This is a genomic window from Paenisporosarcina quisquiliarum, from assembly GCF_043641925.1.
In the GTDB taxonomy this organism is placed as follows: Bacteria; Bacillota; Bacilli; order Bacillales_A; family Planococcaceae; genus Paenisporosarcina; species Paenisporosarcina quisquiliarum_A.
This window is the reverse complement of record NZ_JBHZRU010000005.1, coordinates 1-12,348: the sequence shown is the minus strand read 5'-3', so window position 1 is coordinate 12,348 and position 12,348 is coordinate 1. Positions and strand designations below refer to the sequence as shown.

Here is a 12,348-nt window from a genome sequence, read left to right as displayed (position 1 = left end):
ATGCATTGCATTCAACATTTATCGAATTTCGTTCATAGATTGTTCCCTTGGTGCATAAAAGGGCATTGATTCTATAAGCACTTTCGCGTCATCCGTTCCATATTCATGAATGACTGCATATAGCTTTTTCAATCGTAAGTCCACTTCGTCATTTTCTGGATCTAAATGATAAGGTATATAAGGTAAGTGAGCCCGGAGGAAATTTTTCCACTCCCACTCTTGTTTCTGATTAAATAATTCGTCCAGTATCGTAATCACTTCTGGCTTTCCTTCAATTTCATATTCCCACGGAGAATCATCCGGATGGAAATAATATTGATGATGGGTTACGGAGACATATATTTTCGCCATATCATACATCCTTTCTTTTAAATAGGATGTTACATAAAACAAAAAACATGCACATCAAATTGATGGCATGTCTTTTTGCTTTGGTCAGCCTGAAATATCGACAACTGTTCCTTTATAAGGATGAGAAGCTGTCGGTTGCTCAGGCATGTTTTGGAGCATTTCAACTGCAGATGCCGAGCTCATATTAAGCGCATTTTTCATAACGCTCATTTGAACTGTAGACTGTAGTTCTCTCAATTGACTTGCCATAATTGAGCTCATTTCCATAAACATACCTCCTTCCCTACAAATCTAATATCGTCCATTCTCACAAAAAATAAAGACAAATTCCTCTGAAAAGGAATTTGTCTATACTCTCTTATTTATTTGTATCACCTAAGAATGCATTTAACATCCATTGGTGTTTTTCAATCGATTGATAGACAGCATTTAATAAATCTTCCGTCATATCATCTTCATCTTTAGCAGCTTCGTCCATCCCTTTTTTCAATGATTTCATAATCGTATCGAAATCCTTCACAACTGAGCTAACCATTTGATCTGTTGATTCTTTCCCAGTAGCTTCTTTCACATCCGACAATTCAAGATGCTCCGCTAAAGTCGCAACAGGTTTTCCACCTAATGTTAATAATCTTTCTGCAATTTCATCCATATGAAGTGTTGCTTCATTATAAAGTTCTTCGAATTTAGCATGTAGAGTGAAAAATTGAGGTCCCTTTACATACCAATGGAAATTATGTAATTTCGTATACATAACTGACCAAGTTGCTACCTGCTTATTTAATTCTTTGTTTAATGCTGCTGACATAAAAAAACACTCTCCTCTTTTATATTTAAAGCTTTTCTACTTTTAATTTACCACTAAAGTCACTACAATAAACATACAGACAGAAATGGAGTGAAAGAAATGACTTTATGGTTCCTTTTAGTTGTTGCGTTCATTGTTGTCATTGGAATAACGCTCATTTTCCTTTTATCAACAAATAAAGCATATTCACATAAACACACAATCGATCCGGTACCACAAAAATCAATGACGGATGATAAGAACGTATGAAATATATTGTCATTGGTATATTTCGATTTTATCAAAAAGTGATTTCTCCCTTAACTCCTCCAAGTTGTCGATTTTATCCGACTTGTTCGCATTATGGTGTTGAGGCAGTTCAAAAACATGGTGCCCTTAAAGGTGTTTACTTAGCCACAAAAAGAATATTAAGTTGTCATCCTTTTCATGAAGGTGGATATGATCCAGTTCCTGAAGAATGGCCGAAAAAGAAATGACTTGAATTACGTCATTTCTTTTTTCTTGTCTTTTTGGAACGATTCTTGTATGCTAATAAAGGCAATAAAACAAATCGTAATGATTACTGTTAAGGAGATTTATTAATGAAAAAAGCATATTTTATTATACTTACTAGCATACTTATCCTATTTACCGCTGCATGCGGACAAACAGATACACTCCCTCAAGAAAATAATGACGCAGATAAATTAACCATTTACACAACCGTTTATCCTCTCACATACTTTACAGAGCGAATTGGTGGAAACCTCGTTCAAGTAAAATCGATTTACCCAACTGGTTCAAATGAACATACGTTTGACCCTACGCAAAAAGATATGATGAATCTTGCAGATGCTGATCTATTTTTCTATATTGGCATGGGACTTGAAGGCTTTGTGGATAATGCCAAAAAAACATTGGCAAATGAACAAGTAAAATTGATAGCCACATCGAATTCTGTATCTGATGAAGACTTAGTTCAAGAAGAAATACATGAAGATGAAGGCACAGATGAGGAATCTCACGCTAAAGAAGATGAAGATACTCATGTTCATGAAGAGAAGGATACTCATGCTAATGAAAATGAAGCAGTAGAAAATCATGATGACCATGATCATGGAGACATTGATCCCCATTTGTGGATTTCACCAACTATTAGCATAAAGTTAGCAAAATCGATTCAAGATTCACTTATTGAACAAGATCCTGCAAACGAGGAAACTTATACAAAGAACTTTGATGCATTGCAAACAGAATTAGAAGCGTTAGATATGAAATTTCAAGAAATGGCAAACAATGTACCCAACAAGACATTTTTTGTTTCTCATGCAGCGTTTGGATATTTAGCTGGGGCTTATGGACTCGAGCAGGTTGCAATTGCTGGATTGAATTCACAAGATGAACCTTCTCAAAAAGAATTAACTGAAATTGTAGAACTAGCAAAAGAGAAACAAATTAAGACGATCTTGTTCGAACAAAATGTTTCGTCAAACTTAGCAAAAGTAATTCAATCAGAGGTTGGAGCTGAATCAGGTATCCTTCATAATCTCAGCGTCCTTACGGAAGAAGATATTCAAAACGAAGAAACCTATTTTACATTAATGGAGAAAAATTTAACGACACTAGAAGAAGCATTAAAATAACCACGTAAAGGGATTAAGTTCCTTTGCGTGGTTTTTCATTCCATACTTGTTTTTTAATTAAAAACTGTTCAATTAATTCGTGGTTCCACAAAACTCCTACTCCCGGTTCATTCGTTAAAGAATAAATTCCATTTTGAACTTGAACAGGTGGAGTGGCTAAATCTTGTTCAAAAAAATAGTCGGCTGAACTAAAGTCACCTGGATACTTAATGGACGGTAGTGACGCAAAAGCAGCATTAAATGCTTTTGAAACACCAAGTTCAATCATTCCTCCTATCCAAAGTGGAATGTTCTCTTCCATTGCAAGTTGGTGTATTTTTAACGCCTCACTTAACCCTCCAACTCGACCTTGTTTGAGCACAATGATTTTCCCTGATTGGTCTTTATTCATTTGCTTGGCATCTGAATAGCTAGTAATACTTTCATCTAATGCAAAAGGAGTCTTCATCGTCGCTTGAACTTGTGCTGACAGGAGATTTTCATCTTCACTAAAAGGCTGCTCGATAAGCGTTAGTCCAACCTCGTCATACTGCTTAAGAATCTGTATTGAATCCTTTGAAAACGCACCATTTGCATCGGCGAAAAATTGCAAGTTAGGAAATCGAGTAATTAATTCCTTCAATTCTTTTGGATTAGAAGTAGTAGATATTTTCAACTTAACTCGCTTATATCCATCTGTTGCTGCTTTCTCTACTTTTGTTAAAAGCTCAGTGAAATTGTTCTCTGCAATCACAACACCAGCTTCAATAACGCTTTTAACTCCACCAATTAATTTCCACAAAGGCTGATTCATTTTTTTGGCATAAATATCCCATATAGCATGATTTATAGATGCTTTCGCCATACTATTTCCTTTAACGAAAGACATGGCATGATCTAATTCATTAGGATGTTTAAAGGTTTCATTCAAAACCAAAGGCATTAACCATTGTTCAATCGCAAGCCAAGCAGTGGATACTGTTTCTTCTGTATACCAAGGTGATGTAAAAGCCACACATTCTCCTACACCGATTGTTCCATCGGCATCCATCATCTCAATAAGAATACTTTCCCGCTCCTCGACCGATTGTAAATGTGTTGTGAAGGGTTTTTTTAATGGTACTTTTACGTGAAACATCTTTGCACTTATTATTTGGATAGTAGCCACTTTTTCAACTCTCTTCTCAACAATTTGTTCGAGGCATTCCTTGGGAGTTCTTCTACAATATACATAAACTTTGGTATTTTATATGCCGCCAAATGATTTGATAAAAATTTTTGCAATGACTCCAAAGTAATTTGCGCATTCGTTACGATAAAAGCGACAGGTACCTCTCCCCATTGTTCGTCTTTGTGACCACAAACCCCTGCACCTAAAATATCCGGATGTTTCAGGATCGCATTCTCAACTTCAGCAGGATAAACATTTTCCCCACCAGAAATTATTAAGTCTGATCGCCTATCAACAACATACAAATAGCCTTCTGCATCAAGATAACCGACATCCCCAGTATATAACCACCCATCTCTTTGTGCAGGATGATTCGCAAAATGACCGATATACCCTGGCGTTACATGTGGACCCTTAATAAGGATTTCCCCGATCTCATGAGGTGAGGTTGCACCATCAATCTTTATTTCATTTAATAAAAGAGGTTTCCCTGAAGAACCGATTTTTCTCTTCGCATCTTCCGCAGCTAAAGTTGACGTTTGCGAACTTGTTTCTGTCATACCGTATGTTTGTAAAATGGCAATGCCTTTAGCTTGAGCCCGCTCTAAATAAGCAATCGGAATGGGTCCACCACCAGCTAACATGATTTTAAACTTAGTTGAAACAAGTTCATTTCGATGCTCTAATTCTATTAGAATTCGCTCAAGCATGACGGACACTACAGACATATGTGTGACTGTACCATCAATTAATTCATCCGTTATTTTAACAGCATCGAATTTGGCGTACAATGAAATGCCAATTCCATAGATTAGTGAGCGCATGATGATCGAAAATCCACTAATATGAAATAACGGCATCGTACATAACCATACATCATTAGGGTCAACCCCCATATTGAATGCAGAAGCAGTCGCACTCGAAAAATGGTTTTCCATTGTTTGGCGAACACCTTTAGGAAACCCAGTAGTCCCCGATGTGTACATAACAGAAATCGTCCGATCTGGTGCCCATTCTTTTGCAGAAGTAACTTGTTCAATGGGTGCTTGATTTAAAGTTGAAAATAAACAAACAGATTCACTTATTAATTTTGATGCGTAGCTATCATCTACTAAAATTTTAACTGCATTTGAGTCTTCCACTTGATACTTCAATTCTTCTTCGCTCAATCGTTCATTTAAAAAGACCATCTCACAACCTGCATACATACAACCGTATATGACCTTCAAAAAGTCCGTGTTTGTAGGTGAAAGCACAGCAATTCTCATTCCTGTTTTAATGCCTACTGATCGAAGCTTCCCTGCCATTTCATGGGCTACGACTTCCACATCTTTGAAAGTCCATCTTTCCTGATCAAAAATAATGGCAGTTTTTTGGGGTGTTAAGGAAGCTCTTTTAGTAATTAAATTTGGATACAAAAAATCTTCTCCTTTACAAAAAGCTGTCCATTAAGGACAGCTTTGGAAGTTCAAATCAAGGGAATCGTGGGAACTGACCAAAATCAGGTTTACGTTTTTCCTTAAAGGCATCGCGGCCTTCTTTCGCTTCATCAGTTGTATAGTAAAGAAGAGTTGCGTCTCCAGCCATTTGCTGAAGTCCAGCTAAGCCATCTGTATCTGCATTCATTGCAGCTTTTAAGAATCGTAAAGCTGTTGGAGACATAGATAACATTTCTTCACACCATTGAACTGTTTCGTCTTCTAACTGAGCGTAAGGCACAACTGTATTGACTAAGCCCATATCAAGTGCGGCTTGTGCATCATATTGACGACATAAGTACCAAATTTCTCGCGCTTTTTTGTGACCGATAATACGAGCTAAATAACCAGAGCCATAACCCGCATCAAATGATCCAACCTTTGGACCTGTTTGTCCGAAAATCGCGTTATCAGCAGCAATTGTTAAGTCACAAACAACATGAAGAACATGTCCGCCACCAATTGCGTAACCTGCAACCATTGCAACTACTGGTTTAGGAATAACACGAATTAAACGTTGTAAATCTAAAACATTTAAACGCGGGATTTCATCTTCTCCTACGTATCCACCATGACCACGCACCGATTGGTCACCACCAGAACAGAAGGCTTTTTCTCCCTCACCTGTTAAAACAATAACGCCAACCTTTGAATCATCACGTGCATAAGTGAAAGCTTCAAGTAATTCCTTCACCGTTTTAGGACGGAAAGCATTTCGAACTTCCGGACGGTTAATCGTAATTTTAGCGATTCCGTTATATGTTTCATATTTAATATCTTCATATGTACGTTCTGTTACCCATTGACGTGTCATAATCTTCCTCCTCTAATTTCCATCGATTAATTGCTCCATTATTATTGTAGCAAACTGAACGGGATTTTCCACATGTATTGCATGTCCAACTGACGAAACTTGCAGATGGGATCCATCTTTTAATTTTTTGACCATTTCGTCCGCAATCTCGGTATATTTTGTATCATATTCTCCAGTCACTAAATACACAGGTATATCTAATTCATCTAGTTTCGACCAATAAGATGGTTGTTGTCCAGTCCCCATCCCTCTCAGACTATTCGCGAGACCTAAAGCAGATTGTGCAAGCCTTTCGGAACGAATTTCATGCTGCTTTTCAATCGAAAGTGACTTTTGAGATTCAAATAAAGGTATGTTCTCCCAAAAATCGATAAATGATTCGAGTCCATCTTCTTCAATCCGATCTGCTAATTGGTCATCAGCTTGTCGTCTCAACTGTTGCTCTTCATTGGTTTTAAGTCCCGGAGAAGTACTTTCGAGCACCAAATTCTTAACTTGTTGTGGATGTCCTAATGCATAAGCTAAAGCAATTCGTCCACCCATTGAATACCCAACTAATGAAAAACTAGTTAACTGAATTAATGAAAAAAACTCTTCTAAATCGAGTAATTGCTCATTCATCCGATAACGCTCAGGATTTGAACTTACTTCAGTTGAACCATGTCCCATTAAATCAATCGAGATATAGTTGATGGTTTTAGGTAGAAGTTTAATAACTGGTTCCCAAGACCTCCAACTCCCTGTAAAGCCATGCAAAAATACAATAGACTCGTTTGCATCGGGATTTGTCATCGTAAAACTGATTTGTATTCCTCTAACATCCACAGTTAACTGTTCCATGACTGGTCAATCTCCTCAGAAATCGCTTTCCATAATTGTCGATGTACCCTAACATTTTCTTGACGATTCGTCTTCACTTCAATAATTCGAATATCCGTTTTTTTAGGAGTCTTCAACGCTGTCAGAAATGCCTCTTTTGATTCAATCAAGAAATATTCCGCTTCATACATATGCGCAATGGAATCAAACGATAATCCTGTTGGTGTCCCAAATAACTTTTCGAAATATTGTTCTTCAGATGACTGGGGGAGATATGAAAAAATTCCACCTCCGTCATTATTCATCACCACGATCGTTAAATCAGTTTTATGAAAACGAGACACTAACAAACCATTTACATCGTGTAAAAAGGAGATATCACCAATAAGGAGTGTGCTAGATCTCTTTAATGACTGTTGAATCCCTAGAGCTGTTGAGACAACTCCATCAATTCCATTTGTCCCACGATTTGCATAGATGCCAATGTCTTTTGATGTTTTATTGAAAAACGTGTCGACATCTCGAATCGGCATACTGCTACCACAAATCAAATCACTTGCATCCTCTAAATGCTGAAACAACAACCCTGCGTATGCTCCCTCATCCTTTTGATTGGCTATGTATTGATTTACATGGTTAGTTGCCATTTCATTCGCTTGTGTCCATTTATTTAGATAATCACTTGACTCATTCACATACGATTCATTCCAAAAAACGTTAGGTACGGAATGAATATGGTGTGTCACAACACCTATGGAATCACGAAAGACAGGATTTTCATCAATGATGATAAATGTCTTAGGTTGGTAAGTTTTTAAAAATAGAGTTAATGGTTTTGAAACGGGTTGAGCCCCAAAGCGAATGACGACTTCTGGCATGATAGATTGAGCAAAATGTTCGTTTTTTAGAAGTGCGTCATACTGGTCAATTAAGTAATCTTGACATGCTTCCGGAAGATTTGACCTTAATTGCGAAAGTGGGTCCGCTAGTATCGGCCATTTCAAGACTTTAGCAAAAGTCCAAAAGTCTTCGTGAGAAAACTCTTTTGGCAGTTCACCAACAATAATGAATCCACTCTTAGCATGATTAATTTTTTCAGCAACGAAATTTTTAGCTTCTTCAGATGCTTGTACATCTCCTGAAAATGACTGTTGAAAAGTTGAAGGCTTCTTGATGAAATCAAAATCAAGCAGTAAAGGTTCTCTAAATGGAATATTGATATGGATTGGACCCATTGGTGCGGCTTTTGCTTGAGCAATTGCTCTTGCCGTATGGCGTTCAACAAAAGGAATCGTTTCACTACTTGAATCAGCTAGTGGGAAGTCTACGCTCCATTTCACATGATTACCGTAAAGCTGAATTTGATCGATTGCTTGAGGTGCGCCAACTTCACGTAACTCATGTGGTCGATCTGCCGTTAACACAATCAATGGTACTCTAGCATAATTAGCTTCAACGATGGCTGGAAAATAATTCGCGGCCGCAGTCCCAGATGTACATAGTAATAGAACAGGATGTTTCTTAGCTTTTGCTAATCCAAGAGCAAAAAATCCTGCTGAACGTTCATCTACTTGCATATACGTTGTAAATTCCTTCATATGGCTAAACACATACGCTAAAGGAGTGGATCTTGAACCTGGACTAATCACCACTTTCCTAACACCAGCATCAAGGAAGGCTTGCGCTATCGAGTGCACATATTCAGTCAAAATTGTACGATGATCATCCATTTAACTTACCTCCAAGAGTACGTAACATAGGTCTAAATTTAACCAAGGTCTCTGCATATTCAGAAGTTGGATCTGACGTACCGACAATCCCTCCACCTGCATATAAGTATGCTTGGTCTTTATTTAATAAAGCTGATCGAATCGCGACGGCAAATTCACCATTACCATTTGCATCAATCCATCCAATAGGAGCCGCATAATAGCCTCTATTCATTTGCTCTACCATACGAATAATACCCATTGCTTCATTTCGTGGCTCCCCACCAAGTGCAGGAGTTGGATGTAAGTCTTGGACAAGTTGTAATAGGCCTTGTCCCTTTTTCAAGGTTCCTTCAACCGGTGTATATAAGTGTTGGATATCTCGAATTTTCATCAATTTAGGATATTTAGGTACTTTTACTTCTTCACAGTATTCTTCAAAAACCTGCGAAATCATATCCACGACATATTGATGCTCTTCACGATTTTTCGCGTCTTGAAGCAATTCATTTCCTAACTGCTGATCTTCGGTTGCCGTTTGACCTCTTTTTATAGAACCAGCCAAACAAGTAGACAGTGCTTTTTGATTTTCTACTTTCACTAACCTTTCAGGCGTCGCTCCAAAGAATAATTGTTCCTCAAGCTCTAAGCCAAACACAAAGCTTTCCGGTTGTTCTTTTGAAACATGATACATAGCTGAAGGTGAACTAACTTCTTCGATAAATTGTAATGCCAAGGAACGAGCTATCACGACTTTCTGCGCTTCCTTAGCTTCAATAAGTCGAGTCACATGAGAAACAGCATCTAAATACGTTTCTTTAAAACGTTCAGTTAAGTGTGAAACTACCGGTTTCGCATAGGGTTTTAATTCATTCACTTGTGCAGCATGTATTAAGTCATCTCGTTGTGTGCGTAATTGATCAAATGCAATTTGAGAGTTTGGATCTTTCGTAATTAAATGGATGCTAATAAAAACCCGATCATCTCTTATAACTAATTGAAATGATGGCACAGCAAAGTATGCAGAAGGAAACGAATCCCACTCTGATTCTAGTTGATTTAATGGATCGAAAGAAAATCCACCAAACAATATTGGTTGAAGTTCATGCTCTTCATTAACAATAGATGCACATAAATTTTTCCATTGTGAATCAATATCTTCAAAACGATTATCTTGTAACGAATTTTGTATCACATAAGCATGACCGAGACCTACTAGCGTAAAAGTCTTTTCACGATTCTGCCAATAAAACCGTTTACCTTTATATGACTCGCCTGCTTCAAAAAATGCAATCGAGGATAAGCCACTTACTTCAATTGTTTCTGTATAAAAATAATACGTTGAAGTTTTATCTTCAATCGTCAAATTAGTGGATGTAAAAGACTTCTGTTTCATCCATTTTCCCTCCGTAAATAGGACTACACGTTTTCGTGACTATCCTTGAATATCATACCTTCTATCATACCTCTTTCTCGCCATTTCAGCACCCGTTAAGCAAACAATCTATCCATAAACTATTGGATGAAGTACAATGAGAGAGGTAAAAACACTAGAAGGAGCGAAAAACAAATGTCACACGATTTAAAAGCCGATACCGGTTGGCGCGTATGGTGGCAATTAACAAGACCACATACCTTAACCGCATCATTTGTACCGGTATTCCTTGGAACCATGATTGCCTTATCATATAGTTCTATTAACTGGATTTTATTTTTAGCGATGTTAGTGGCAAGCTTATTAATTCAAGCGGCTACCAATATGTTTAACGAGTATTATGACTTTGCTAGAGGCTTAGACAATGAAAAATCAGTAGGTATTGGCGGAGCCATTGTTCGTAATGGTGTAGCACCTAAAACAGTATTACAATTAGCGTTTCTACTATATGGAATTGCAGCACTGCTCGGGATTTATATTTGTTTAGAGACAACTTGGCTCTTAGCTGTCGTTGGGGTAGTTTCTATGGCAATCGGTTACTTTTATACAGGAGGTCCTTTCCCTATTGCATATACACCATTTGGAGAACTATTCTCCGGCGTATTTATGGGCATGTTGATTGTATTAATTGCTTTTTATATTCAAACGGAAGAAATTACTCTGCTTGCAGTACTATTATCCATTCCGAGCATGTTGCTCGTTGCAGCAATTATGTTATCAAATAACATTAGAGACATTGTAGGGGATAAGGAAAGTGGCAGACGCACGATGGCTATCTTAATTGGTCGTAACCATGCAATTACGGTATTGCTATTATTGTTTATCGTCTCTTACGTATGGATTATTGTGATGGTTGCACTTGGTATGATTACACCATGGTCTTTACTAGTTCTTTTAAGCATAAAAAAACCAATTCACGCAATTAAAACGTTCAGAACGTACGAACATCCATTAGAAGTTATGCCAGCGATGAAAGATACGGCTTTAACCAATACAATCTTTGGTTTTCTATTAGGCATTGGGATACTGATTGGCTATTTAATGTAAATGCAAAGGACTGCTTAGATGATACAAACTAAGCAGTCTTTTTGTATGCCCAAAATGAAATAGTTGAAAACCTAATGTATACAATAAAAAAGTCCATAAAAAAACACGCTATCTAATGATAGCGCATCTTCTTAAATGACCCCTACGGGATTCGAACCCGTGTTACCGCCGTGAAAGGGCGGTGTCTTAACCGCTTGACCAAGGGGCCAAACATCTGGCGGAGAAGGAGGGATTTGAACCCTCGCACCGGTTGCCCGATCTACACCCTTAGCAGGGGCGCCTCTTCAGCCACTTGAGTACTTCCCCAGAGTTGGCTCCGAAGGTAGGACTCGAACCTACGACCAACCGGTTAACAGCCGGTTGCTCTACCACTGAGCTACTTCGGAATGGTGGGCCTAAATGGACTCGAACCATCGACCTCACGCTTATCAGGCGTGCGCTCTAACCAGCTGAGCTATAGGCCCACATAAAAAATGGAGCGGGTGAAGAGAATCGAACTCTCATCATCAGCTTGGAAGGCTGAGGTTTTACCACTAAACTACACCCGCAAATATGGTGGCTCAGGACGGAATCGAACCGCCGACACAAGGATTTTCAGTCCTTTGCTCTACCGACTGAGCTACTGAGCCACAATTGAATTGTTCTAAGCTGCGAAACTTTGTTAGTCGCATTGCTTATTTCAATTCTGATGTTTTTTAAAAATGGCGGTCCCGACGGGAATCGAACCCGCGATCTCCTGCGTGACAGGCAGGCATGTTAACCGCTACACCACGGGACCAGTTGGTTGCGGGGGCAGGATTTGAACCTGCGACCTTCGGGTTATGAGCCCGACGAGCTACCGTGCTGCTCCACCCCGCGATAATGTTATTAGATGTTACATTGTTTCCAACGCAACAATCATATTGGACACCTTCCGCGCTTTGCTTGCGTCGGTGTTAATCGCCATCTTCGTTTGGCGATTTGCTCCACCCCTTTTGCTTTCTTAGAAAGTGAGAAGGTTTTGCATCTGGTATGTATACCATTTAGTGCTTAGTAAAAATGGAGGAGGAAGAGGGATTCGAACCCCCGCGGGATTTGACTCCCCTGTCGGTTTTCAAGACCGATCCCTTCAGCCG

At 38.5% G+C, this 12,348-nt stretch carries 13 protein-coding genes and 8 tRNA genes; 4 read left to right on the top strand and 17 right to left on the bottom strand.

What is annotated here, in order from left to right:
* Positions 1-18 precede the first annotated feature (18 nt).
* The 3 genes from ACHUE4_RS05305 to ACHUE4_RS05295 form a co-directional block, all read right to left on the bottom strand.
* Positions 19-351, bottom strand: a complete 333-nt coding sequence (locus tag ACHUE4_RS05305; protein WP_394188334.1) for a transposase — start codon at positions 349-351, stop codon at positions 19-21.
* Positions 352-435: 84 nt separating this feature from the next.
* Positions 436-618, bottom strand: a complete 183-nt coding sequence (locus ACHUE4_RS05300; RefSeq protein ID WP_394188333.1) for a putative motility protein — start codon at positions 616-618, stop codon at positions 436-438.
* Positions 619-709: 91 nt separating this feature from the next.
* Positions 710-1,159 (bottom strand): Dps family protein, encoded by a 450-nt coding sequence (locus tag ACHUE4_RS05295; protein WP_394188332.1) that lies wholly within the window; start codon positions 1,157-1,159, stop codon positions 710-712.
* Between the two features lie 99 nt (positions 1,160-1,258).
* Here ACHUE4_RS05295 and ytzI point away from each other — a divergent pair, with 99 nt between their 5' ends.
* From ytzI to ACHUE4_RS05280, 3 genes are all read left to right on the top strand, one after another.
* On the top strand, positions 1,259-1,408 hold the full coding sequence (gene ytzI, locus ACHUE4_RS05290) for a YtzI protein (RefSeq protein ID WP_394188331.1): 150 nt from the start codon (positions 1,259-1,261) through the stop codon (positions 1,406-1,408).
* Positions 1,405-1,635 carry a membrane protein insertion efficiency factor YidD gene (yidD, locus tag ACHUE4_RS05285; protein WP_394188330.1) on the top strand — a complete coding sequence of 77 codons (231 nt, stop codon included), beginning with the start codon at positions 1,405-1,407 and terminating at the stop codon, positions 1,633-1,635. Before ytzI ends, yidD begins: the two co-directional genes overlap by 4 nt.
* Before the next feature lie 105 nt (positions 1,636-1,740).
* Complete coding sequence (locus ACHUE4_RS05280; RefSeq protein WP_394188329.1) at positions 1,741-2,781, top strand: metal ABC transporter solute-binding protein, Zn/Mn family; 1,041 nt, start codon at positions 1,741-1,743, stop codon at positions 2,779-2,781.
* A gap of 13 nt (positions 2,782-2,794) precedes the next feature.
* Here the strand turns inward: ACHUE4_RS05280 and menC are convergent, their stop codons facing one another.
* From menC to ACHUE4_RS05250, 6 genes are read right to left on the bottom strand one after another with little or no spacing between them, the layout of a single operon-like run.
* Positions 2,795-3,928 (bottom strand): o-succinylbenzoate synthase, encoded by a 1,134-nt coding sequence (gene menC, locus ACHUE4_RS05275; protein ID WP_394188328.1) that lies wholly within the window; start codon positions 3,926-3,928, stop codon positions 2,795-2,797.
* Positions 3,910-5,349, bottom strand: coding sequence for an o-succinylbenzoate--CoA ligase (locus tag ACHUE4_RS05270; protein ID WP_394188327.1), 1,440 nt, complete (start codon positions 5,347-5,349; stop codon positions 3,910-3,912). Before ACHUE4_RS05270 ends, menC begins: the two co-directional genes overlap by 19 nt.
* Positions 5,350-5,404: 55 nt before the next feature.
* A complete protein-coding gene (gene menB / locus ACHUE4_RS05265) occupies positions 5,405-6,223 on the bottom strand; it encodes a 1,4-dihydroxy-2-naphthoyl-CoA synthase (RefSeq protein ID WP_394188326.1) in 819 nt (272 codons plus the stop codon).
* A gap of 12 nt (positions 6,224-6,235) precedes the next feature.
* Complete coding sequence (gene menH / locus ACHUE4_RS05260) at positions 6,236-7,063, bottom strand: 2-succinyl-6-hydroxy-2,4-cyclohexadiene-1-carboxylate synthase (protein ID WP_394188325.1); 828 nt, start codon at positions 7,061-7,063, stop codon at positions 6,236-6,238.
* Positions 7,051-8,772: a 2-succinyl-5-enolpyruvyl-6-hydroxy-3-cyclohexene-1-carboxylic-acid synthase gene (gene menD, locus ACHUE4_RS05255; RefSeq protein ID WP_394188324.1), complete on the bottom strand. Its 1,722-nt coding sequence runs from the start codon at positions 8,770-8,772 to the stop codon at positions 7,051-7,053. Before menD ends, menH begins: the two co-directional genes overlap by 13 nt.
* Complete coding sequence (locus ACHUE4_RS05250) at positions 8,765-10,147, bottom strand: isochorismate synthase (RefSeq protein WP_394188323.1); 1,383 nt, start codon at positions 10,145-10,147, stop codon at positions 8,765-8,767. Before ACHUE4_RS05250 ends, menD begins: the two co-directional genes overlap by 8 nt.
* A gap of 174 nt (positions 10,148-10,321) precedes the next feature.
* On the opposite strand from ACHUE4_RS05250, the gene ACHUE4_RS05245 reads away from it, so the two are divergent.
* Positions 10,322-11,233, top strand: coding sequence for a 1,4-dihydroxy-2-naphthoate polyprenyltransferase (locus ACHUE4_RS05245; RefSeq protein WP_394188322.1), 912 nt, complete (start codon positions 10,322-10,324; stop codon positions 11,231-11,233).
* 136 nt (positions 11,234-11,369) lie between these two features.
* Here the strand turns inward: ACHUE4_RS05245 and ACHUE4_RS05240 are convergent.
* From ACHUE4_RS05240 to ACHUE4_RS05205, 8 genes are all read right to left on the bottom strand, one after another.
* A tRNA-Glu gene (locus ACHUE4_RS05240) sits at positions 11,370-11,441 on the bottom strand.
* Positions 11,442-11,448: 7 nt separating this feature from the next.
* Positions 11,449-11,539 (bottom strand) — tRNA-Ser (locus ACHUE4_RS05235).
* Between the two features lie 5 nt (positions 11,540-11,544).
* A tRNA-Asn gene (locus tag ACHUE4_RS05230) sits at positions 11,545-11,619 on the bottom strand.
* A 1-nt stretch (position 11,620) separates the two neighbouring features.
* Positions 11,621-11,697, bottom strand: a tRNA-Ile gene (locus ACHUE4_RS05225).
* Between the two features lie 10 nt (positions 11,698-11,707).
* A tRNA-Gly gene (locus tag ACHUE4_RS05220) sits at positions 11,708-11,781 on the bottom strand.
* A gap of 5 nt (positions 11,782-11,786) precedes the next feature.
* Positions 11,787-11,862: transfer RNA gene (locus ACHUE4_RS05215), tRNA-Phe, on the bottom strand.
* A gap of 73 nt (positions 11,863-11,935) precedes the next feature.
* A tRNA-Asp gene (locus ACHUE4_RS05210) sits at positions 11,936-12,011 on the bottom strand.
* 3 nt (positions 12,012-12,014) lie between these two features.
* A tRNA-Met gene (locus ACHUE4_RS05205) sits at positions 12,015-12,091 on the bottom strand.
* Positions 12,092-12,348 lie beyond the last annotated feature (257 nt).